The following is a 20,461-nucleotide window of genomic DNA, read 5'->3' as shown; positions in this document are numbered from 1 at the left end:
CGTAAGTGGTATAATTCTTTCCCATAGATGACCGATACTGTTTTTGTGACCTTCTGATACCTTTCTCATAACTTATGGCGAGATAATCGCAAGACGACGGAGGGTTTGTAGCCCCACGAGAACATCACAAATTCGATACTGTGGATTGTGCCTCTCGCCCGAACAGTCGGGCCGTGGCTCGCGTCGTCTGCCGGAACTCCACACGATTATGGGAGTCGGTGCCGTGGCCGGAGACGTGAACCGCAACGACCGCTCAATCGTCGCGTTGGTGATGCTCGCCCACGGGATGGTCCACACGTACGAACTGTCCATCCCCATCTTCGTGGCCATCTGGCTCGGGGAGTTCGCGAGTATCGACCTCGGCCTCGCGACGGTTCCCGTCACGACCGCCTCGCTGGGCGTGATGACCGGCCTCGGATTCGCGCTGTTCGGCCTCGGGGCGCTGCCCGGCGGCATCCTCGTCGACCGCGTTGGTTCCAAGCGTCTCATCGTCGCCTGTCTCCTCGGCATGGCCGGGTCGTTCGTCCTGCTCGCGCTGTCGCCGAACCTCGTCGTCGTCGCCCTCGCGCTCGTCGTCTGGGGTGCGGCGGCCAGCGTCTACCACCCCGCCGGACTCCGGCTCATCAGCACCGGCGTCGAGGAACGCGGAACCGGTTTCGCCTACCACGGCATCGCCGGGAACCTCGGCATCGGCTTCGGCCCCTTCCTCACCGCGCTCCTCTTATTGTTCTTCGACTGGCACCTCGTCGCCGGCGTGCTCGCGCTCCCGGCGCTCGTGGCCGCCGCGCTCGCTACCCGCGCCAACTTCGAAGAGCAGGCCGCGGTCGCCGCGACCGACGGCGGTGAGACGGGCGACACCGACGACGACAGCGACACCGGCGGCGACGGTAAAGCCGGCGCGGGCGTCTCCTCGTTCGCGGAACTGGTCTCGCAGTCGAAGCACCTCTTCGCCGGCGGGTTCGCGCTCGTCTTCGCGCTCGTGATGTTCTCGGGGCTCTACTACCGCGGCGTCACGACGTTCCTGCCGGACCTCCTCGGTTCGGTCATCGGCATCGAGCCGATACCCGTCTCCGAACTCCTCCCCGCCGCCCTCGCGTCCGGGTCGGCCGGTGGTGCGCCGACGCTCGACGTGGAACTGTTCGTCTACGCCGGTCTCCTGACGGTCGGCGTCTTCGGGCAGTACGTCGGTGGGAAGCTCACCGACCGCATCAGGACCGAACGCGGTATCGTCGCCGGCTTCGGCGCGCTCGCCGTCATCGCCGTCGCCTTTCTCCCCGTGGCGAGCCTCGGCGTCGGCCCGCTCCTCGCAATCTGTGCGCTCCTCGGCTTCTTCCTGTTCATGGTCCAGCCGTTCTATCAGGCGACCGTCGCGGAGTACACGCCCGCCGGGCTCCGCGGGCTCTCGTACGGGTTCACCTACCTCGGCGTGTTCGGCGTCGGCGCGCTCGGCGGTGCCATCGCCGGCTACATCCTCACCGTCGCCGACTCGACGGCGCTGTTCGTGGTCCTCGCCGGGTTCGCGACGGCCGCGACGCTCCTCGGCGTGACGTTGTTGCGACGACGGCCGACGCCCGCCTGAGGGCGGTCGATCGGCCGAAAAACAGTTTTTGACGGACGGATTCGGTCCGGTCTCCGCGCCTCAGACGAGTTTGAAGTACAGCGTCCGCCAGACGCCGAGCGCGACGGAGCCGAGCACCAGCATGACCGCGACGAACGTGAGTTCGACGCCGCCTTCGAAAAGCGGCGTCCAGCGAATCGCCATGCCGATGACGGTCGCCGCGAGCCAGGAGCGAATGCCGAGCGGGACGGCCGACTTCGCCGACTCGGCCGCGCCCGGCGAGTACGCGCCCAACAGCGGGGCGGTGACGAGCCATCCGATGAGGAACGGGACCGAGGTGAGTACCCAGCCGACCGGGTCGGCCGAGAGGTACGACACCCCGTTGTGCTGAACCACGCCGACGGTGACGAGGAGGAAGATGGCGAGCACGTCGCCCACCGCGATGGGTAACGCCCCGGCATCGAGTCGCTCCTCTAAGAACGAAGTCGAGGTTGCCATAGGCGAGGATTCGTCGCCCCCCTAATGGCTTTCCCGCTTTTTTCCGACCACCGTGTACTCGAAGCCCCGTTCGACCACGTCGGCCTCGAACCCGACGCGTTCGAGAAAGCGCACGAGCTCGTCGGGCGTGGCGAACGCCGAGCCGAAGCCGACGACCCGCTCGGCGGCGACGAGCCCCCGTCCGAGGAGCGTCTCGGGGTCGAACTCGTTGACGGCGAACACCCCACCGGGCGCGAGCACGCGGAAGACCTCCTCGGCGACGCCCCGCTGGTTCGGCATGTGGTGGAAGGCGTCCACGACGGTCACGGCGTCGAGTGAGTCGTCGGCGAAGGGAAGCCCTCGGGCGTCGCCGCGGACGCAGTCGAGGCCTCGTTCGCGCGCCCGACGGAGCATCCCGGCCGAGCGGTCGAGGACGACTCGCTCGGGAACGTCGAGCGCGAGAGTCGCCCGCCCGGAGCCGCCGCCGATGTCGACGACGCGCTCGACGGGGCGGTCGGCGCGGTCGAGCGCGGTCCCGAGCGCGCCGGGGTCGGCGGGCGGCATCACGAGGTCGTAAACGGGTGCGAAGCGGTCGAAGAACCGAACGTCGCCAGCGCCGTGCATGCCCGACTCCACGGCCCCGTCGGGGAAGGTTCTTGCGCGCGGCGGTCCCATCTCGGCCATGGAGTTCGACCTGCTCGGATGGCCCGAAGACGGGCCGCGACTCCGCCTCGACTACCGGCGGTTCGCCTACGCGGGGAAGTTCGTCACCGCGGGGACGGGCAAGACGGTGTTTCGCGACCCCGACGCGCCCCTGCCGGCGCTCGACGACGACCGACCCGCGCCGACCGGCGGCCCCGATTCCCTGCCGCCGCTGGCCGAGGGCGTGGTCGCCGCCGTCGCGTTCAACGAGGACCGAACGGACCCGACGACGCTCTGGCTCCGGTACGTCACGGTCCGGCGGGACCGCCGGGGCGACGGACTCGGTCCCGATCTCCTCCGGCGGACCTGCGAAGCCGCCGCGGACCGCGGCTACGAGACGGTCCGCATCGCCGCGAACAACCCCTTCGCCTACGAGGCGTGCCACAAGGCCGGGTTCGGATTCACGGGCCGCGAGACGGGCGTCGCCGAGTTGGTCTTGGAGCGCCCCGCCGACGTGCCCGTCGCGGTCTCACGCGAGACGTACCAGTCCGGCCTCGACCGTTACCGCGCCCGCGACCTCGGCGACCCGGAGCGGTCGTTTCTCGCGGCGCGCGAGGGGGCGGAGCCGCCCGGAGTCGGCGGACTTCACTCGGACGATTGAAACCCTCGGCCCCCGAAGGCCGAGCAAATGGGAAACGCAGACCTGCGGACGCTCGCCGCGCTCTCCGAGGTGTCGTTCGACGAGGTGGCCGGGAGCGTCGTCGCCGTCGACGCCCACAACTGGCTGTACCGGTATCTCACGACGACGGTCAAGTGGACGAGTTCGGAGAAGTACACGACCGACGCGGGAGAAGAAGTCGCCAACCTCGTCGGCATCGTCCAGGGGCTCCCCAAGTTCTTCGAACACGACCTGACGCCGGTGTTCGTCTTCGACGGCGGCGTCACGGAGATGAAAGACGACGAGGTTGCGAAGCGCCGCGAACAGCGCGAGAAGGCCGAAGCGCGGCTCGAAGAGGCCCGCGAGGCCGGCGACGCGGTCGAGGCAGCCCGGATGGAAGCGCGCACCCAGCGGCTCACCGAGACGATTCAGGACACCAGCCGCGAACTCCTCTCGCTGCTCGACGTGCCGGTGGTCGAAGCGCCCGCGGAAGGCGAGGCGCAGGCGTCCTACATGGCCCGCAAGGGCGACGCTGACTACGTGGGCAGCGAGGACTACGACACCCTCCTGTTCGGCGCGCCCTACACGCTCCGACAGCTCACGAGCAAGGGCGACCCCGAGCTGATGGACCTCGACGCGACGCTCGACAAACACGACATCACCTACGAGCAACTCGTCGATATCGCCATGCTCTGCGGGACCGACTTCAACGAGGGCATCACGGGAATCGGCCCGAAGACGGCCGTGAAAGTCGTCACGGAACACGGCGACCTCTGGTCGGTCCTCGAAGCCCGCGGCGCGAGCATCCCCAACGCCGACCGCGTGCGCGAGTTCTTCTTGGACCCGCCGGTCACCGACGACTACGACTACGACACCGACATCGACCCCGACGTGGCCGCCGCCCGCGAGTTCGTCACCGAGACGTGGGAGGTCGACCCCGAGGAAGTCTGCCGCGGCTTCGAGCGAATCGAGGAGTCGGTCACGCAGACCGGCCTCGACCGCTGGACGTAGGCCGCGCTCGCGCCGAGCCAACAGCCCGCCGACACGTTTACACGGGCCGGTTCGGAACTCCGGCGTGTGTCCCCCGACGACGCTCCTCCCGCGGACGACGGATTCGACTCCTCTTCCGACTCTCCCTCCGACGCGCCCCGCCCCGACGACCGCTCTTCGCTCTCGCGTCGTCAACTGCTCGGCCTCGTCGGCGGCGCGGGCGCGGTCGGCGGTATCGGTTGGTTCAGGCCGACGTGGCTTCCCGACCCGATTACGGACTGGCTGACGACGGTGTATCCGGACCCGCCGAGCAACTACGTCTGGCAGCCGCCGGTGAGCGACGAACACGCCGACGCGGCGGTGGCGAACCTCGAAGAGACCGTCGAGCAGGCGAAGCAACTCCGCTCGCAGGTCGACCTCGACTCGGTGGACGAGGATATGCGGTTTCATCTCCGCGGGTCGCCCGCCGGCGGCCACCTCGACGCCGCGAAAGAGGAACGAGATGCCCGTGAGCGTCTCTTCTCGGCAACCTACGGAATGCTGTTCGCCGGCGAAGCCGTCGGTTACGCGAAGGTTGCACTCGGAGAGGAGGACCCGGATGCCCGTCTCGAACGCGGCCGTGAACTGTGGGAGGCGAGTGACGCGGTTGCGGACTCCATCTCTGCGTACCGTGTCTCCGACCCCGGCCGTGACCTCGGGTATCTCTACGCCATCGAACGCCAACTGGCCTTTGTGCGAATCAGTTCGAACTGGAATGGGACGTCCGTCGGCGGCGACCCCGACTCGGTAGACGAGTACTCTCCCCACGGACTCGCGAACACCTGGGGGTCGCAGTTGCAGGCGGAACAACGACTCGAAAACGCACGACACTACCGAGAGCAGTATCGCTCGGGTCTCGGAGACGACCCACAGCCGCATCGCGAGCGACTGGACGACGCGCTTCTCGGCCTCCTCGCCGAAACCGACCGGTTCCCGAGACGTGACCAGATGCGGACGAAACTCGAAGACGAACTCGAACTCGACCGGTCGTCGCCCTACGGTGCTGCCCGCTGGGAGTTGTACACGCTCTGCTTCGACAACGGCTTCAGATTCTACGGCAACGACCTCCGCCGAGACCTGACGGTCCTTCGCGTCGTGAAGACCGGTCAGGCCCTCCTCGCGCGACAGGCCCACGAGTACGCCCTCGAGGAACTCGGCGTTACTCCTGCCGACACCGGCTACGACTCGGGTCGAGCGTTCCGGGCGAAACGCCGTTCGATGCGCGACTTTCGGGCGACGCGCGACGAATACGACTCGAACTTCGCGGGCGTCGTCGCGAACGAGGCGGCGAGCATTATCCGCGCCGGCGACGTGAGTCTCGAAATGGGCGACGGTCCCGCGTGGAAAGAGCGCGTCGAGTCGGCGGTGTACTACCTCGTCGGTGCTGGAATGATGCGGGAACTCGGGAACGTGGTCGAACCCGTCGTCAGCCTCGACACGAACTGACCGACCACGTTACGACACGTCTTCGATGGCGTCCAGCAGGATCGTCGCGCCGAGGTCGATTTCGCGGGCGGTCACGTCGAGCGGCGGGAGGATTCGAAGCACCTTGTAGCCGCACGAGAGAGTGAGGAGACCGCGCTTGAGAGCGGCTTCCTGCACGGCGTCGCGGCGTTCTTTGGTATCGAACTCGACGGCGAGCAGCAGGCCCTTGCCGCGCACGTCGACGACGGTGTCGGGCGCGTCGTCGCGCATCCGCTCGATGAACTGGCGGCCGCGGGCGACGGCGTTGTCGAGTAGGTCGTACTCCTCGATGGCTTCGAGGGTGAACACGCCCTGCATCGAGGAGACGATGTCGCCCGCGCCCCACGTCGAGGAGAGCCGCGAGGTCTCGTCGGGGAATATCTCGTCGTTCGAGATGGTCGCGCCGACGCGGAGGCCCTTCGCGCCGGTGATGATGTCGGGCTCGATGGGGTAGTGGTCGGAGCCCCACAGCTCGCCGGTTCGGCCGACACCGGTCTGAATCTCGTCGGCGATGAGCGTCAGGTCGTAGTCGTCGACGACGGCGGCGAGTTCTTCTGCGAAGGCGTCCGACGGGAAGCGGTAGCCGCCCTCGCCCTGTATCGGTTCGACGATGACGTAGGAGACCTCGTCGGCGTCGATGTGGCCCTTCTTCGGGTGGAGCTTCTGCCGGAGTTTGGAGACCGCGGAGTCGGCGTCGGGAAAGAAGCCGCAGGAACACGTCTCGGGCGAGCAGGTCCGGTCGTCGCAGAACGGCACGTCGAGGACGCCCGAAATCTCGGGAAACTTGCGCCGGTAGACGGACTTCGAGCGGTTGAGCGAGAGCGCGCCGAGGGTGCGGCCGTGGAACGCGCCCTCGAAGGTGACGCCGTACTTCGCGCCGTCGGCGTGGTCGTAGGCGATTTTGATGGCGTTCTCGACGGCCTCGGCTCCGGAGTTCGACAGGAACACCGTGTCCATCCCGTAGTGGCTCGTGAGTTCGGTCAGTTTGTCCATGAGCGCGGCGGGGCCGGGAAGCCGCTCCTCGCCGGGCGCGGAGCCGTCGCTGACGTAGAAGTCCTGCCCGGCGATTTTCGTCGGGTCGACGAGGTCGAACTCGGCCATGCGGTCCAGTATCTTCGGGTTGTTGTAGCCGAGCGGGGCGGCCGCGACGTGGCTCGTGAAATCGAGGAGGACGTTGCCGTCGACGTCGGTGCAGAAGGGCCCCTCGGACTCCGCCGTGATGTCCCAGACGAAATCGTAGACGTACGTGCTCGGCGCGGCGTGCTCGTGGTGGTACTCGACCCACTGGCGCGCTTTCTCGCCGGGCATCGAATCGACGCGTGGCACCGCCGTCTCTCGGTCCATGCGGCTCGGTACGAAGACACGTGTGTTAAGATATTCGTTATTAATGGTGCAATATCGGCCGGGGCGCGGTCCAGTCGGTCGGTTTCGCCGCGCGAGAGGACGCCTTCGACGGCGGAACGTGACGGTGTGACGTCGTGACCTGTCGCTCCCGCGATAGGCTTTTGACGCCTCCGCGTCCGTGTTGGGTATGGCTCTCCCCGACATCCAGCGTTCCCGCGCGATGTGGTGGTCGCTCGCGTTGGTCCTCGCGGGCGCGCTCACCTACGTCGTCTACTCTTTTATCGGAACGTTCGTCTTCGGTCTCTTCATCTACTACGCCACGCGACCCATCTACCGGCGGATTCGGAGGCGGGTGAAGCCCCCGAGCCTCGCGGCGGCCGTGGCGCTTTTCGCCCTCGCGCTCCCCGCGCTCGGACTCGTCGTCTACGCCGCGACCATCGCCCTCCGCGAGTTCCTGAAATACGCCGACCAACTCTCTTCCGACGAGGTGCCCATCGACCTCGAAGCCTACGGCATCGACCCCACGCTGTTGGAGGGAATCGCCAGCCCGCAGGCGCTGTTGGAGTACGACTTCCGGTCGGTGTTGACTCCCGAGGCGATCAGCTCGGTGTTCGACTCGCTGAGCGTCGCCGCCAACACCTTCGCGTTCCTCGGTATCGGCGCGATTCACCTGTTCGTCATGATCGCGTTCGCGTTCTATCTCCTCCGCGACGGGCACCGACTCCGCCGGTGGGGCCAGTCGATGTTCGCCGACGACCACGGCATCCTCGAAGCCTACATGCGCGGCGTGGACCGCGATTTCAACAATATCTTCTTCGGCAACATCCTGAACGCCATCCTCACGGGCACTATCGGAGTCATCGCGTACTCGCTTTTGAACGTCATCGCGCCCGTGGGCGTCAACATCCCCGCACCGGCGCTTATCGGCCTGCTCGCCGGCGTCGCGAGCCTCATCCCCGTCGTCGGGATGAAGCTCGTCTACGTCCCCGTCGCTGCCTACATGGCTCTCGAAGCGACGATTGCCAACCCGCCCGGGTTCTGGTTCGTCCTGCTTTTCGCCGCCGTCTCGTTCGTCATCGTGGACACGATTCCCGACCTCGTGCTCCGGCCGTACGTCTCCGGACGGAGCCTCCACGTCGGGGCCGTGATGCTCGCCTACACGTTCGGTCCGCTCCTGTTCGGTTGGTACGGCATCTTCCTCATGCCGATGATACTCGTGCTGTTCGTGAACTTCGTCCGGCTCGTTCTGCCGGAGCTCCTGGCGGGGAAGCCGATTCGGCCGTACATGGTCGACCCCGGACATCTGGTCGACGGCCCGCCGGTCGAGGAGTTGACGGCCGACGAGGCGGACGACGCACCGCGAGAACCAGCCGCGACCGACCGACCGGAAGAGAGCGAATCGGACGAGCTAGAGACGTTTACCGACCGAGATGAGAAATCGAGTCGTGACTCACGGTCGCCGTCCGACGCCGGTGTGGACGGGTAGTCCGAGTCGCCCGCTCACGCTTCGAAGTCTTCGGGGACGTACTCCGCTTCCCACTCGTCGCGGGCCTTTATCTCGCGGCGACCGCGGCGGGTGAGCGTGTAGTAGTTGGTCCGGCGGTCGCGCTGGCCCTTGTCGACTAGCCCCTTCTCGACGAGCGTGTCGAGGTTGGGGTAGAGCCGCCCGTGGTGAATCTCCTTTTCGTAGTAGGCTTCGAGTTCTTCTTTGATGGCGAGTCCGTGCGGCTCTTCGAGACCCGCGATGACGTACAGCAGGTCTCGCTGGAATCCTGTCAGGTCGTACATCGGTAAATTCGACTCGTATGTTACTGTCTAATTCAGATAAGCATATCGGCCTCGACCGACGATTCTCCCTCGAAAACCCGCTAGTCTCCGAGATACTCCATCAGCAATTATGTAGTCCAAATTACTAATTCCCCGAAATTGCCGTTTCGATGTCCGGATATGTCCACAAATGGACGGCTCGGGCGCATTAAGGGAGTAGATTGTTAAGTGTTATCAATGAACAACCACTCGACTATCCAAAACGGAAATCCGAGGCGAGGTGGCGGCGTCACCACTCTCTCGGAGCGACTGGCGGCGGGTCGAACACGTAGCCTGTGTGATAAGAACGAGCTGACGACTCGGATGACCACCGAGAACGGCCGGAGCCGGAGCTCGGGTGTACTCGAACGCGGCGCGAATGAAACAGTCGCTCTCGGGTCGTAGCTTCGCGCAGAAGGAAAGCAAGCCGTGCCGGAAATCTCCGGCACGGCATGCCGCCCTGAATTGGTCCCCGCTGACGCTTCGGCCCTCCAAAGCGAAGCGTCACTATCGGCTACTGTTCGGTTTCACTTAAAGATAACGACGCGTGCCAAACATTGACAATTCGGCCAACTGTCCGTCTGAGTGGCACGCACGCGCCGAATTCCGGAAACGATGCGGTTCCGCTCTGCTCGAAGATTTATGTTATGGAATTCACATGTGTTCCTCTTCCAGGACCCAGCCGAGTGCCCGCTTATAATGGGTCATGAGCTTTCTGACCCCCTCGTGTCGCATCTCGTCGGAGTCGAGTTCGTCCTTCAGGAACTCGTACTGCTCTCGGACCTCGGATTCGCTTCGCATGTGCCCACGGTAGGCCGCCGGACGTATGTAGCCCGGCGGTCGTCTCGGCTGGCGACCGCTCGCGGCCGCGTCGACTCGCCTCGCACTTGATGCCCCGGCGTCGGGTCGCCGTGCTTTTGCGCCGCCGGGTCGAACCCAGTCGCATGGAGATACGCGGCGAGCGCGAGTGCAAGGAGTGCGACCACCGGTGGTCGTACTACGAGACGGGAAGCGTATCGTGCCCGCAGTGCGGGAGCCTCCGGAGCGTCGGCGTCGGCGACAGGGAACGCCACACCGCCATGCAGATCGACCTCGACCTCTCGGCGCACCGATCGGCCGTCGGCGACGGGTCGATTCGCGACGCCGCCCCGGCGTTGAAGTCCGACCTCCGCGACTACATCCGGCAGACGGGCTACATCCGCGGGGGCGAACTGCTCCCCCTCGGCGACACCCCGCTGGCGGCTCACGAACTGCTCCACGCAGTCGATGTGGTCGCCCGGTCGAACCGGCCCACGGACGACGAACAGCTGTACGTCATCACCCTGCTCCGCCGCGCCGACGAGGGAGAGCGCCCCGACCCCGACGCCGTGCCCAAGTCGATGGCCGACTCCCGCGGTCTCGCCTACGCCGAGGCCATCGACGACTACTGCCGCGACCTCTCGACGTGGCTCGACGACAACCCGAACCCCGAGGTCAGGACGACGCTCGAAACCCTCTCGAACCATCGCAAGCGCGTCGAAGCGCTCGACGGGGCCGTCTCGTTTTCGGAGTCCGAGGCGCTCGTCGAGGCCGCCCGCGAGATACACACCGCGCTCGTCGACGACGACCTCGACGCGCTCGCGTCGGCCCGCGACACGCTCGCGGCGCTGTTCTGACGCTTCCGAACGTTTTTCCTCCACGACGACCCTTCGCCGACGATGACTGCCGGATTCGACATCCACGACGTGCGCCACCGGGTGAAACTGCTTCGCGACGACGGCGACACGATGCTCGTCGAGAACCGCGACGGCGTGGCCTGTCCGGCCTGCGGCGACGACTTCTCGCAACTGCTCATCTCCGACCGAGCGGCCCACAGCTTCGACGTGGACGCCGACACCCGGTTCTGTGTTCGGCGGGGCGACGACCAGTTGCTCGTGGCGACGCACGAGTGAGAACAAGTTGCGGTCGGACGCGCGTCAGCGCCCGAGCAGGAACCGAATCAGCCCGCGGTCCAGCGTGTCGTCGGGGAGCGTCTCGAACCACGCTACGTCGGCGATGGCCTCGTCTTGGAGGCCGGGGTCGTCGGTGAGGTCGCCCGCGACGGTCGCCTCGTAAATCGCGAATCGAAAGCTTGCGGCGTCCTCACCGTAGTGGAACGACTGCTCCGTGACGACTCGAAGCGCGCCCGCGTCGGCGTCGAGGCCGGTCTCCTCGGCGACCTCGCGGACCAGCGCCTCGCGTCTCGTCTCGCCGGCTTCGACCCCGCCGCCGGGGAGGACCCACTGGCCGTCCTGCCGGACGAGAAGCACCGCGCCGTCGCGCTCGCAGAGCGCGCCGACGCCCCACTCGAGGCCGTCTTCGATACGCTCGACGGCGCGGGCGAACGCCTCGGCGTCGAGGTCGTGGCGGTTCCGACGCCGGACGACGCCGTCCACGTCGTACGTCCACTCGCCGTCGATGTCGGCGCCTGACGGGGGGTTCACGTCCCGAACTCAGGGAAGGTCCACGTCGACGCCCTCGGCCTCGGCGGCGGCCTTCACGGTGTTCCAGAGGAGCATCGCGCGGGTCATCGGGCCGACGCCGCCGGGGACGGGCGTGATGGCGCTGGCCTTCTCCTTCGCGGACTCGAACTCCACGTCGCCGACGAGTTCGTAGCCTTTCTCATTGTCTGCATCGACGCGGTTGACGCCCACGTCGATGACGACGACGTCCTCGGAGAGCATGTCGCCGGTGACGAGTTCGGGGACGCCCGCGGCGGCGACGACGATGTCGGCCTCGCGGGTCTTCGCTGCGAGGTCGTCCGTGCGCGAGTGGCAGACCGTGACCGTGGCGTTGCCGCCCTCGGCCTTCTGGATGAGCAGGTTCGCCATGGGCTTGCCGACGATGTCCGAGCGGCCGACGACGACCACGTCAGCGCCCTCGGTCTCCACGTCGGCGGCGGCGAGGAGCTTCTGGACGCCGTGGGGCGTACAGGGCTTGAAGCGGGCGTCGCCGGCGACGAGGCGGCCCACGTTTTCGGGGTGGAAGCCGTCGACGTCCTTGGCGGGATCGATGCGACGGAGGACGGTCCGGTCGTCGACGTGGTCGGGGACGGGCATCTGGACGAGGATGCCGTGGACCTCGTCGTCGTCGTTGAGGTCGTCGACGAGCGAGTAGAGTTCGTCGGCGGGCGTCTCGGGGTCGAGTTCGTAGTCGAACGCCTCGATGCCGACCTCCTCGCAGTCGCGCTGTTTCATCGAGACGTACGTCTCGCTGGCGGGGTCGTCGCTCATCAGCACGGTCGCGAGCCCCGGCTTCACGCCGGCCTCGTCGAGCGCGTCGATAGCATCAGACAGCCCGTCGCGAATCTCCTCGGCGACGGCGTTGCCGTCGATGATGGTCGTCATTGTCTCAGACAGCGCGCCCCGCCCATTTCAAAGATTCGGATTCGTGCGTATTATCGGCCTCAATGAGTTCAAAATATACACGAATGTGGTCACAAACAGTCACCCGAACAGCAGGTTCACCGCGGCCACCGCGACGCCCGCGAGCGCCATCCGCAGGCCGGCGACGTACCACCGCTGGTCCGATATCGACCCCATGTACGCGCCGAACGAAAAGAGGATGCCCGTCCCGAGGCCGACCGAGGCGAGCGTCGCCCACGTCATCGACAACAGCGTGCCGACCGCGAGAAACGGGAGCAGCGGGACGACGATGCCGACGAGCGGTCCGAGTCCGCTAGCGGCCGCGTTGATTCCCCGCGCCGCGACCTTGTCGCGTTCGACCGCGGTCCCGCCGAGGTCGGTCAGCATGGCCTCTTCGATGCGGCCCAGTTCGGCCCGCTTCTCGGCGCGCTCTATCTCCCAGACGCTCCAGACGCCGGAGGTCGTCAGGCCCACCGCCGCGCCGACGCCGATTTTCACGACCGTCAGCCCCTCCGTGACGCCGGTGAGGTACGCGCCGATGACGAGACCGATGCAGGTCAGCGCGCCGTCGAAGCCGTTCGAGACGAAGTACCGGCGGGAGATGGCGCGGACGCGGTCGTCGCGCAGGAGCGAAGCGAGGCGAGCCGACATCACGACGACGACGGGTCCTGCGGCTGGTCCCGGTACGCAACCAGCGTCTCGCCCGCAACCACCTCGTCGACGGAGTGGACCGTCCCGCCGAGGTCGCGAATCCGCCGTTCCACCTCGTCGTCGTCGACGGCCTCTCCCTCCACGACGAGTCTGAGGTTCTGGACCTCGCGGTCGGTTTCGAGGAGCGTCGCGTTCACGCCGGCCACGCCGGCCGCGTCGGCGACCTCGCGGGCGAACTCGACCGTCGACGGCGAGTGCGGTTTCAACACGTCGAGAACGAGCCGACGAATCGGAGCCATATCGAGTGGTGATACGGCGGCCCGGGTAATAGTGTTACTCGGGTGAAGGGTTAGAAAAACCGGGCGGGTGCGACCGCGACGGTCGCCTGCGAGCGTCGCTTACTCGTACAGCGGATTCGCGTCGCAGAGTTCCTGCACGCGCTCGGAGACTTCCGCGAGCACGTCGTCGTCTTCGGGGGCGTTGACGACTTTCACGATGAGTTCGCCGACTTCGCGCATCTCATCCTCACCGAAGCCGCGGGTGGTGAGCGCGGGCGTGCCGGCACGGATGCCGCTGGGGTTGAACGCCGAGCGCGTCTCGCCGGGGACGGTGTTCGCGTTCAGCACGACACCCGTCGATTCGAGCGCCTCCTCGGCGGTGCCGCCGGTGAGGTCGGGGTGCGAGTCGCGGAGGTCGACGAGCACGAGATGCGTGTCGGTGCCGCCGGAGACGACGCTGAGGCCGTGGTCCTGGAACGTCTCAGCGAGGACCTTCGCGTTGTCGACGACCTGCTGAGCGTACTCCTCGAAGGCGGGTTCGAGCGCCTCTTTGAAGCCGACCGCCTTGCCGGCGATGTTGTGCATGAGGGGGCCGCCCTGACCGCCGGGGAAGACGGCGCTGTCGATGTCGGAGGCGTACTCCTCGTCGCACATGATGATGCCGCCGCGACCGGCACGGATGGTCTTGTGGGTCGAGCCGGTGACGAAGTCGGCGACGCCGACCGGCGAGGGGTGGACGCCGGCGGCGACGAGGCCCGTGATGTGGGCGATATCGGCGAGGTGGAGCGCGTCTACGTCGTCGGCGACCTCCTGAATCGTCTCCCACTCGACGGCGCGCGGGTACGCGGAGTAGCCGGAGACGATGATGTCCGGTTCGAACTCCGCGGCCTTCTCGGCGAGCTGGTCGTAGTCGATGTAGCCGCTTTCGGCGTCGACCTCGTACTGCTCGACGTCGTAGAGCTTCCCCGTGAAGTTCGCGGGGTGACCGTGGCTCAGGTGGCCGCCGTGAGTCAGGTCCAAGGAGAGAATCTTGTCGCCGGGTTCGAGCATGGCGAGGTAGACGCCCATGTTGGCCTGCGTGCCGGAGTGCGGCTGCACGTTGACGTGTTCCGCGCCCCAGAGTTCCTTGGCGCGCTCGATGGCGAGGTTCTCCACGTCGTCGGCGTACTCACAGCCAGCGTAGTAGCGCTTGCCGGGGTAGCCCTCGGCGTACTTGTTCGTCAGCGCGCTCCCCTGCGCTTCGAGGACCGCTTCGCTGACGTGGTTCTCCGAGGCGATCATCGCGAGCGTGTCGCGCTGGCGTTCGACCTCGCCGTCGAGGGCGTCTGCCACGGCGGGGTCGACGTCGCGGACGTGGCTGTAGTCCATACGTAGTATCCGGTCCAATTACGGCATAAATGTGTCCCATTTGGCTACGCCTGCCGGTGTTGTGTTGCACGCCCGTGTATATTCTGTGGTGTGCTACCGTGAACAGATACACGAACGCGCGATACCGACCGTCTCCGACGTGTCCCCGAGCCGAACTGACTGCCGAGGCCGACCGCCGCGGGCGACAACTCCCGGACGCACGGGGTTCTCGGTTCGCCATCGATTTTCCCGCTCGCCGATAGGAGTAAAATTTCTGAAACGAAATGCTCAATTCGCGCGATACAGCGTTGGTACAACTCGATTTCGAATACGTTCTGCCGGTCGTCTTGCGTTAATATTAAATATATTACTGGCGATATTCAAGCTATGGCTATTCGTTCTAATCTACTCGCTGAGGGGGTAGGAGACATCATCGAGTCCGTCCTTTCCTCGTCGGAAGACGAGGTGCTGGTCGCGAACCCGACCGCCGAGGTCATCGAGGGGCTCGTCGCCGTGGCGACCGACATCGATGGTGACCTGCCGAAAATCCGTCTCGTCGCCGACGAGGGCGTCCTGAAGGACGTGCTCGACGACTTCATCGTCGCCTCCAACGCCGCGAACCTCGTCGCCGACGGCACGCTCTCGATGCGGACCGCCGACGACGAAGTCGAGAACACGCTGTTCGTCACGCCGAACTCGGTCGTCGCGCTCGTCGCCGCCGGTGACAAAGTCGCCGGCCTCGTCACCGACGACGAGGCGTTCGTCGAGACGGCGTTCGAGGCCCATCAGGCCCACTGGGCGGACGCGCCCGAATTCAAGCTCCGGACTCCGCCGCTCTCGCGCGTCCGCGAGACCCTCGGCGAGGACATCGGCGAAGAGACGCTCGCCGACTTCGACGCCGTGCTCGCTTCGCTGTCGTCGGCTCGCGGCGACGGCGACGGCCTCGACGAGGTGACTATCTCCCTTCTCGTCGCCGCCCGCAACGAAGTTCTCCTCTACGACATCTCGAAGTGGGGCGAAGACGTGGGCATCGCCAGCAAGGCGACCTTCTCCCGGACGAAGACGAAGCTCGAAGAACTCGGCCTCATCGACACCGAGAAAGTACCCATCGACGTCGGTCGCCCGCGGCTCCGCCTGAAGCTCGGCGCGGACGCGCTCGTCGCGGCCGCCGCCGACGAACTGGCCGACGAGGCCCAGAAACTGCTCGACGCGTAGCCGACCGCGACCCCCTCGCTTTTTCCCGCCGCCGCTCGTCGTCGCGCGCATGAACATCGGACTCGTCGGGAGCGGCCCCGCCGCCGAGTCGATTCGCGCGGCGTGCGCCGACATCGACGCGACGGTCTCGGAGACGACCCCCGACTCGCTCGGTTCGTTCGACCTCGGCTTCGTCGTCGCCGCGGCCGGCAGCGACGCCTTCGACGCGGCCGACGAAGCCGCTTCGAGATGGTTCGCCGTCGAAATCGGCGGTGTCGGCGGCCACCCCGTGGACGACCTGGACGCGGCCGTCTCGGCGTTCGACCCCGCCAGCGCCGACTTCGCGGACCTCCGGGCGCGCGTCGCGTCCACCACGGAGTCGGAGGGCCGCCCCGGCGGTGACCGCGCGGCCGTTCGACTCGCCGGCGCGGTGGCCGGGCGGCGCGGTATCGCGCTCCTCTCGGGCGACGACGTGGCCGGGACCGTCGTCGAAGTCCCCGGTCCCGAGCGGTCGTTCCTCCCCGCGCCGTCGCCGATGGAGCGGGACCGAGCCCTCGACCGCGACTTCCGCGCCGTGGAGTTAGACGACGCGCTCGCGCGGGCCGAATCGGCCGTGGACGACCGCGTCGGCATCGTCACGCAGGTCGGCGAGCGCGAGTCGTTCCCGCTGCCGTACTACGTCGCGCAGACGGCGGACACGACGGTCTACGCCGACGCTCGGGCGGCCGAACTCGCCGGCGGCGCGGCCGCAGGCTGGGACGAGGCCTACATGAAGGCGCTCGGCGAGGCGCTCGAACGCTACTCGGCGGGCGTCTACCGCTCCAGCGAGTTCGCCGTCGCGCCCGCGGCGTCTCGGCCGGCCGCGGTGCCGCCCAGTCGGTTCGTCAGACCCGACTCCTTTCGCGACCCCGACCCCGAGGAGCCGATTCAGTGGGTCGAAGGCGAGGACCTCGCGACCGGTTCGACCGTCTCGCTCCCGGCGGAGTTCGTCCACTACCCGCCGCCGTCCGAGCGACACAAACCGTCGATTACGACCGGGCTCGGCCTCGGCAACTCCGGGACCGAGGCGATTCTCTCGGGGCTCTACGAGGTCGTCGAGCGCGACGCGACGATGCTCGCGTGGTACTCGACGTTCGACCCGCTCGGGCTGGACGTGACCGACGAGACGTTCGAGACGCTGGCGGCCCGCGCCCGCTCGGAGTCCCTAGAAGTGACCGCGCTCCTCGTGACGCAGGACGTGGACGTGCCGGTCGTGGCGGTGGCCGTCCACCGCGACGGCGAGTGGCCGAAGTTCGCGATGGGCTCCGGCGCGGACCTCGATGCGAACCGTGCCGCTCGCTCCGCGCTGGCCGAGGCGCTCCAGAACTGGACCGAACTGCGCGGCATGGGACCGGAGCAGGCCGCGACGCAGGGCGGCGCGATTGCGACCTACGCCGACTTCCCGAAGCCGGCTCGGACGTTCGTCTCGCCGGACGCGACCATCCCCGCGGACTCGGTCGGCCCCGACGAGGTTCCAGGGGGCGCAGCCGAACTCGACGCGGTCGTCTCGGCGGTCACGGACGCCGACCTCGACGCGTACGCGGCGCGGACCACCCCGCGCGACGTGGAGAGGCTCGGCTTCGAGGCGGTCCGCGTGGTCGTTCCGGCCGCGCAGCCGCTTTTCATCGGCGAGCCGTACTTCGCTGACCGCGCCGAGTCGGTGCCGCGAGACCTCGGCTTCGAACCGCGACCGGACCGCGAGTTCCACCCGTTCCCGTAGCTGGCGAGTCACGCGGTTCGTGGGCTTTGTGGCTGACAGCCGGCACGAGCGGCCGCGTGACAGGCGGGCCGTCGAATCCGCGCGCCGGTGTGCCGGACACCCGCAGGCCGCCGCACGGCGTGAGTCACAGAATAGCGGCGTTGGCCGCGGCTCGGTACTTGAACCTTCGCCGGGGGAGAAACGAGTGGTCGGAAAGCGGGAGACGGCGGGGCGGTTAGACGCCGAACGTCGCGCGGAGCATGTCGCGGCTCCCCGGCCCGAGGCCGACTGCGAGGACGGCGATGAGGAGCAAAATCGCGTAGCGCGGGCTGTCTTCGAATATCTGCTCGTCGAACACCCAGACGACGGCCGTCGCGGCCACGAGTTTGACGAGCAGGAACGGCCACGCGTCGCCCGTGACGGCCAGCACCGACTCGGGGAGCGTGGAGGCGGTAAAGTCGACGACCGCCTGGTTCACCGGGTGCTTCGGGACGAGGTTGTTCCCCGCCCCGAGCGCGACCATCCAGTCGAGGCCGATGACGTTGGCCACGCCGTCGATGGCGTGGCCCCAGATGACGACGAGACCGATGTATCCCGTTCCCTCGTTGACCTCGGGGGCGAAGCGCTCGACGAGCCACCACGTCGCCGCGGTGACGAGCGTCGCGCCGACGAGGATGACGGCGAGCACCTGTGGATAGAACGTCGCGCCCTGCGCGCCGGTGAGGCCGGCCCACAGGAGGTAGCCGACCGCCACCGCGAGCACCGCGAGGCCGGCCACGAACAGCGGTTTCACGTAGTCGTCGACGAGGCCCTGCCGTTCGGCGAAGACGCTCCCGACGACGGCGACGAGCGTGATTGCGAAGACGGTCACGTAGATAACCGGGCTGATGACGAGCGTGTTCAGCGGGTAGCTGATGAGCGCGTCGGCGACGCCGGGCGAGTCGTTAGCGTCCTCGACCACGCGGAACGCGCCGCCGAACAGCATGAACGGAAAGAGCGCGTAGAAGAACCGCGGGCGCTCGCCGATGTCGAGGCGGCGGAGGAGGAACACGACGCCCGAGAGCGCGATGACGAGCGTGACCATGTAGCCGACCTCGGAGACGAGGGTGTAGCCGGGGTACGCGACGGGTTCGGCCGCCGCGGCGCAGGCCGACGCCGTATCGAGATACTGCGTGACGCCGTTCGCCCGAACCGCACAGACGGCCGAGTTCGCGTCGGCTTGGACGGGGCCCCAGAAGTAGTGCCAGATGAAGCCGTCGTAGACGACACGAGGGAACGCGAGCGACCCGCCGACGAGGGCGACGAGGATGGCCGCGACGCCGAGCCCCCAGAGGCGCTCGGGGTCGAGACCTATTCGCTCTGCTACCGTTGCCATAGGCGATACCCCGACGGCGGGCCTGTTTAGGGTTCCGGTCTCTCGCATCCGCCGCGCACGCCTCGGCGCGGCGAGTCGGCGTCGCAGCGAGGTGGCGCTCCGCGGCGGGCGTGGTTCAGTCCTCGTCGTCGGGGTCGCGAATCGGCAGCACCGGGTCGTCGTACTCGGTCCCGAGGATGACCATCGTCTGGGACCGCGAGAACCCGTCGAGCTCGGCGATGTGGTCGAACATGAGCTCGCGCAGGGCGTCGGTGTCCTCGGCGTACACCCGGAGCATCACGTCCCACTCGCCGGTGGTGAGGTCGATTTCCTGGACGCCCTCGATGTCGCGAAGCTGTTGGAGCGCCTCCTTTTCGCGACCCTGCTTGACCCGGAAGCCGACCAGCGCGGAGGTGCCCAGCCCGACCTGCCGCGGGTCGACGTGGGCGTGGTAGCCCTCGATGACGCCGGCGTCTTCCATCCGACCGACCCGGTCGTGAACCGTCGCGCTCGACATGTCGATTCTGCGGGCGATTTCGCTGAACGGGGTCCGCGCGTCTTCCATCAGAATCCGGAGAATCGCCCGGTCCGTCGCGTCGAGGTCCATGCTATCCCTACTGATGGGGGGTGACTTCGCACTTGCGGATGGGAAGCACGCTCGCGCCCGCGGCGAGCGCCGTCCGGTTCCGGTTTTCGTCCGTCTACCGCCCGTCGATTTCGCGGGCCGCCTCCAGCACGACGTCGTGGACGCGCCCGTTCGACGCGACGAGTCCCTCCGAATCGTGTCGCCACTCGTTGCCGTCGAGGTCCGTGACCGTCCCCCCGGCCGTCCGAATGAGGTGTGCACCGGCGACCGAGTCCCACGGGTTCGCCCGCTTGTTCGTGATGACGCCGTCGAGCGAGCCGTCGGCGACGTACGAGAGCACGACCTGCATGCTCCCGTAGCGACGGAGGTCGCCGAAGCGCGTGACGATGGCGCGGGCCGCCGCGGCGTACTCGTCGCGGACGTCGTAATCCCACCAGAACGTCGGACAGACCGTACACGTCTCGGGGTCGTCGCGCTGGCTCACCGAAATCTCCTCGCCGTTGCGGTAGGCCGCCCCGTCGTCGGCCGCGTAGCAGTCGTCGAGGGCGGGCAGATAGTTGGCCGCCGCGATAGGGTCGCCGTCGCGGACGGCGGCGACCGAGGTCGCCCAGACCGGCACGTTGCGCACGAAGTTGTTCGTCCCGTCGATGGGGTCGACGACCCACGCCGGTCCCGACTCGGGAACCGACTTGAGTTCGTCGTCCTCCTCGCCGACGATGGGGTCGTCGGGGAACGCCCCGCGGATTCGCTCGACGACGCGGCGCTGGGCGTCCTTGTCGGCTTGGGTGACAACGTCCGTTTTGCCGTCTTTCGTCTCGACGGCGATGCCGGTTCTGAAGGCCCGTCGCGCGACTGCGCCGCCGTCGCGGGCCGCGCGCTGTGCCCGGTCCGCCCGGGCATCGAGTTCGTTCATGGGCGTGACAGGACCGGCAGGTGCCTATATCCACCGACC

The 20,461-nt window shown here is 67.4% G+C and carries 22 protein-coding genes; 9 read left to right on the top strand and 13 right to left on the bottom strand.

The genetic code is table 11. The features are described 5' to 3' along the window. The first annotated feature begins 208 nt into the window (after positions 1-208). A complete protein-coding gene (locus BN984_RS05805) occupies positions 209-1,579 on the top strand; it encodes an MFS transporter (protein WP_008094839.1) in 1,371 nt (456 codons plus the stop codon). 60 nt (positions 1,580-1,639) lie between these two features. Here the strand turns inward: BN984_RS05805 and BN984_RS05800 are convergent, their stop codons facing one another. Both BN984_RS05800 and BN984_RS05795 read right to left on the bottom strand, forming a co-directional pair. Continuing rightward, a complete protein-coding gene (locus BN984_RS05800; RefSeq protein WP_008094841.1) occupies positions 1,640-2,056 on the bottom strand; it encodes a DUF3054 domain-containing protein in 417 nt (138 codons plus the stop codon). Between the two features lie 21 nt (positions 2,057-2,077). Then, positions 2,078-2,659: a class I SAM-dependent methyltransferase gene (locus BN984_RS05795; protein ID WP_049968587.1), complete on the bottom strand. Its 582-nt coding sequence runs from the start codon at positions 2,657-2,659 to the stop codon at positions 2,078-2,080. Between the two features lie 58 nt (positions 2,660-2,717). On the opposite strand from BN984_RS05795, the gene BN984_RS05790 reads away from it, so the two are divergent. From BN984_RS05790 to BN984_RS05780, 3 genes are all read left to right on the top strand, one after another. Further along, a complete protein-coding gene (locus BN984_RS05790; protein ID WP_049967858.1) occupies positions 2,718-3,338 on the top strand; it encodes a GNAT family N-acetyltransferase in 621 nt (206 codons plus the stop codon). Positions 3,339-3,365: 27 nt separating this feature from the next. After that, positions 3,366-4,346: a flap endonuclease-1 gene (fen, locus tag BN984_RS05785; protein WP_049967857.1), complete on the top strand. Its 981-nt coding sequence runs from the start codon at positions 3,366-3,368 to the stop codon at positions 4,344-4,346. Positions 4,347-4,412: 66 nt separating this feature from the next. Further along, positions 4,413-5,810, top strand: a complete 1,398-nt coding sequence (locus BN984_RS05780) for a hypothetical protein (protein ID WP_049967856.1) — start codon at positions 4,413-4,415, stop codon at positions 5,808-5,810. A gap of 9 nt (positions 5,811-5,819) precedes the next feature. Here BN984_RS05780 and BN984_RS05775 read toward each other — a convergent pair whose 3' ends face one another. Then, positions 5,820-7,172, bottom strand: a complete 1,353-nt coding sequence (locus BN984_RS05775) for a class-III pyridoxal-phosphate-dependent aminotransferase (protein WP_049967855.1) — start codon at positions 7,170-7,172, stop codon at positions 5,820-5,822. Positions 7,173-7,392: 220 nt separating this feature from the next. Between BN984_RS05775 and BN984_RS05770 the strand changes: the two genes are divergently transcribed. Continuing rightward, on the top strand, positions 7,393-8,658 hold the full coding sequence (locus BN984_RS05770) for an AI-2E family transporter (protein ID WP_049968586.1): 1,266 nt from the start codon (positions 7,393-7,395) through the stop codon (positions 8,656-8,658). 14 nt (positions 8,659-8,672) lie between these two features. On the opposite strand, the gene BN984_RS05765 is transcribed toward BN984_RS05770, so the two are convergent. Further along, positions 8,673-8,960 (bottom strand): PadR family transcriptional regulator, encoded by a 288-nt coding sequence (locus BN984_RS05765; RefSeq protein ID WP_004044685.1) that lies wholly within the window; start codon positions 8,958-8,960, stop codon positions 8,673-8,675. Positions 8,961-9,632: 672 nt separating this feature from the next. Then, entirely contained in the window at positions 9,633-9,779 is a 147-nt protein-coding gene (locus BN984_RS19665) for a hypothetical protein (RefSeq protein WP_004974390.1), read from the bottom strand. Between the two features lie 143 nt (positions 9,780-9,922). Between BN984_RS19665 and BN984_RS05760 the strand changes: the two genes are divergently transcribed. Both BN984_RS05760 and BN984_RS05755 read left to right on the top strand, forming a co-directional pair. Beyond that, positions 9,923-10,633, top strand: coding sequence for a DUF7117 family protein (locus BN984_RS05760; protein ID WP_008094859.1), 711 nt, complete (start codon positions 9,923-9,925; stop codon positions 10,631-10,633). A 42-nt stretch (positions 10,634-10,675) separates the two neighbouring features. After that, a complete protein-coding gene (locus BN984_RS05755) occupies positions 10,676-10,909 on the top strand; it encodes a DUF7385 family protein (protein WP_008094860.1) in 234 nt (77 codons plus the stop codon). Between the two features lie 24 nt (positions 10,910-10,933). Here the strand turns inward: BN984_RS05755 and BN984_RS05750 are convergent, their stop codons facing one another. The 5 genes from BN984_RS05750 to glyA all read right to left on the bottom strand — a co-directional run bounded on the left by BN984_RS05750 (position 10,934) and on the right by glyA (position 14,658). Continuing rightward, on the bottom strand, positions 10,934-11,440 hold the full coding sequence (locus BN984_RS05750; RefSeq protein ID WP_049967854.1) for an NUDIX domain-containing protein: 507 nt from the start codon (positions 11,438-11,440) through the stop codon (positions 10,934-10,936). A gap of 9 nt (positions 11,441-11,449) precedes the next feature. Beyond that, complete coding sequence (gene folD / locus BN984_RS05745; protein ID WP_008094863.1) at positions 11,450-12,343, bottom strand: bifunctional methylenetetrahydrofolate dehydrogenase/methenyltetrahydrofolate cyclohydrolase FolD; 894 nt, start codon at positions 12,341-12,343, stop codon at positions 11,450-11,452. Between the two features lie 99 nt (positions 12,344-12,442). Then, complete coding sequence (locus BN984_RS05740; protein WP_008094864.1) at positions 12,443-13,012, bottom strand: VIT1/CCC1 transporter family protein; 570 nt, start codon at positions 13,010-13,012, stop codon at positions 12,443-12,445. After that, positions 13,012-13,311 (bottom strand): DUF211 domain-containing protein, encoded by a 300-nt coding sequence (locus tag BN984_RS05735; RefSeq protein ID WP_008094865.1) that lies wholly within the window; start codon positions 13,309-13,311, stop codon positions 13,012-13,014. The genes BN984_RS05740 and BN984_RS05735 overlap by 1 nt, the downstream gene beginning before the upstream one ends. 99 nt (positions 13,312-13,410) lie before the next feature. Beyond that, positions 13,411-14,658, bottom strand: a complete 1,248-nt coding sequence (gene glyA / locus BN984_RS05730; RefSeq protein ID WP_049967853.1) for a serine hydroxymethyltransferase — start codon at positions 14,656-14,658, stop codon at positions 13,411-13,413. Between the two features lie 366 nt (positions 14,659-15,024). Here glyA and tbsP point away from each other — a divergent pair, with 366 nt between their 5' ends. Together tbsP and BN984_RS05720 are read left to right on the top strand one after the other, a co-directional pair. Then, entirely contained in the window at positions 15,025-15,852 is an 828-nt protein-coding gene (gene tbsP, locus BN984_RS05725) for a transcriptional regulator TbsP (RefSeq protein ID WP_049913562.1), read from the top strand. A gap of 49 nt (positions 15,853-15,901) precedes the next feature. Further along, positions 15,902-17,590 carry a YcaO-like family protein gene (locus BN984_RS05720; protein WP_049967852.1) on the top strand — a complete coding sequence of 563 codons (1,689 nt, stop codon included), beginning with the start codon at positions 15,902-15,904 and terminating at the stop codon, positions 17,588-17,590. Between the two features lie 214 nt (positions 17,591-17,804). Here the strand turns inward: BN984_RS05720 and BN984_RS05715 are convergent, their stop codons facing one another. The 3 genes from BN984_RS05715 to BN984_RS05705 all read right to left on the bottom strand — a co-directional run bounded on the left by BN984_RS05715 (position 17,805) and on the right by BN984_RS05705 (position 20,422). Continuing rightward, positions 17,805-18,944, bottom strand: coding sequence for a DUF63 family protein (locus tag BN984_RS05715; RefSeq protein WP_049967851.1), 1,140 nt, complete (start codon positions 18,942-18,944; stop codon positions 17,805-17,807). Positions 18,945-19,059: 115 nt separating this feature from the next. Beyond that, entirely contained in the window at positions 19,060-19,530 is a 471-nt protein-coding gene (locus tag BN984_RS05710) for an Lrp/AsnC family transcriptional regulator (protein ID WP_004974414.1), read from the bottom strand. Between the two features lie 94 nt (positions 19,531-19,624). Beyond that, positions 19,625-20,422 carry an inositol monophosphatase family protein gene (locus tag BN984_RS05705; protein WP_008094871.1) on the bottom strand — a complete coding sequence of 266 codons (798 nt, stop codon included), beginning with the start codon at positions 20,420-20,422 and terminating at the stop codon, positions 19,625-19,627. Positions 20,423-20,461 lie beyond the last annotated feature (39 nt).

Origin of the sequence: Haloferax prahovense, assembly GCF_000723845.1 — an archaeon.
In the GTDB taxonomy this organism is placed as follows: Archaea; Halobacteriota; Halobacteria; order Halobacteriales; family Haloferacaceae; genus Haloferax; species Haloferax prahovense.
Note: the sequence above shows the minus strand (reverse complement) of the source record. Positions and strands in the feature narration are given on the sequence as shown.

What these genes read in the sequence shown, in the direction of transcription:
- BN984_RS05720 (WP_049967852.1), top strand. Translation starts at nt 15,902, where the DNA reads ATGAACATCGGACTCGTCGGGAGCGGCCCCGCCGCCGAGTCGATTCGC.
- BN984_RS05795 (WP_049968587.1), bottom strand. Translation starts at nt 2,659, where the DNA reads ATGCACGGCGCTGGCGACGTTCGGTTCTTCGACCGCTTCGCACCCGTT.
- BN984_RS05770 (WP_049968586.1), top strand. Translation starts at nt 7,393, where the DNA reads ATGTGGTGGTCGCTCGCGTTGGTCCTCGCGGGCGCGCTCACCTACGTC.
- glyA (WP_049967853.1), bottom strand. Translation starts at nt 14,658, where the DNA reads ATGGACTACAGCCACGTCCGCGACGTCGACCCCGCCGTGGCAGACGCC.
- BN984_RS05715 (WP_049967851.1), bottom strand. Translation starts at nt 18,944, where the DNA reads ATGGCAACGGTAGCAGAGCGAATAGGTCTCGACCCCGAGCGCCTCTGG.
- BN984_RS05765 (WP_004044685.1), bottom strand. Translation starts at nt 8,960, where the DNA reads ATGTACGACCTGACAGGATTCCAGCGAGACCTGCTGTACGTCATCGCG.
- BN984_RS05790 (WP_049967858.1), top strand. Translation starts at nt 2,718, where the DNA reads ATGGAGTTCGACCTGCTCGGATGGCCCGAAGACGGGCCGCGACTCCGC.
- folD (WP_008094863.1), bottom strand. Translation starts at nt 12,343, where the DNA reads ATGACGACCATCATCGACGGCAACGCCGTCGCCGAGGAGATTCGCGAC.
- BN984_RS05805 (WP_008094839.1), top strand. Translation starts at nt 209, where the DNA reads ATGGGAGTCGGTGCCGTGGCCGGAGACGTGAACCGCAACGACCGCTCA.
- BN984_RS19665 (WP_004974390.1), bottom strand. Translation starts at nt 9,779, where the DNA reads ATGCGAAGCGAATCCGAGGTCCGAGAGCAGTACGAGTTCCTGAAGGAC.
- BN984_RS05735 (WP_008094865.1), bottom strand. Translation starts at nt 13,311, where the DNA reads ATGGCTCCGATTCGTCGGCTCGTTCTCGACGTGTTGAAACCGCACTCG.
- tbsP (WP_049913562.1), top strand. Translation starts at nt 15,025, where the DNA reads ATGGCTATTCGTTCTAATCTACTCGCTGAGGGGGTAGGAGACATCATC.
- BN984_RS05755 (WP_008094860.1), top strand. Translation starts at nt 10,676, where the DNA reads ATGACTGCCGGATTCGACATCCACGACGTGCGCCACCGGGTGAAACTG.
- BN984_RS05705 (WP_008094871.1), bottom strand. Translation starts at nt 20,422, where the DNA reads ATGAACGAACTCGATGCCCGGGCGGACCGGGCACAGCGCGCGGCCCGC.
- BN984_RS05800 (WP_008094841.1), bottom strand. Translation starts at nt 2,056, where the DNA reads ATGGCAACCTCGACTTCGTTCTTAGAGGAGCGACTCGATGCCGGGGCG.
- BN984_RS05710 (WP_004974414.1), bottom strand. Translation starts at nt 19,530, where the DNA reads ATGGACCTCGACGCGACGGACCGGGCGATTCTCCGGATTCTGATGGAA.
- BN984_RS05740 (WP_008094864.1), bottom strand. Translation starts at nt 13,012, where the DNA reads ATGTCGGCTCGCCTCGCTTCGCTCCTGCGCGACGACCGCGTCCGCGCC.
- fen (WP_049967857.1), top strand. Translation starts at nt 3,366, where the DNA reads ATGGGAAACGCAGACCTGCGGACGCTCGCCGCGCTCTCCGAGGTGTCG.
- BN984_RS05760 (WP_008094859.1), top strand. Translation starts at nt 9,923, where the DNA reads ATGGAGATACGCGGCGAGCGCGAGTGCAAGGAGTGCGACCACCGGTGG.
- BN984_RS05775 (WP_049967855.1), bottom strand. Translation starts at nt 7,172, where the DNA reads ATGGACCGAGAGACGGCGGTGCCACGCGTCGATTCGATGCCCGGCGAG.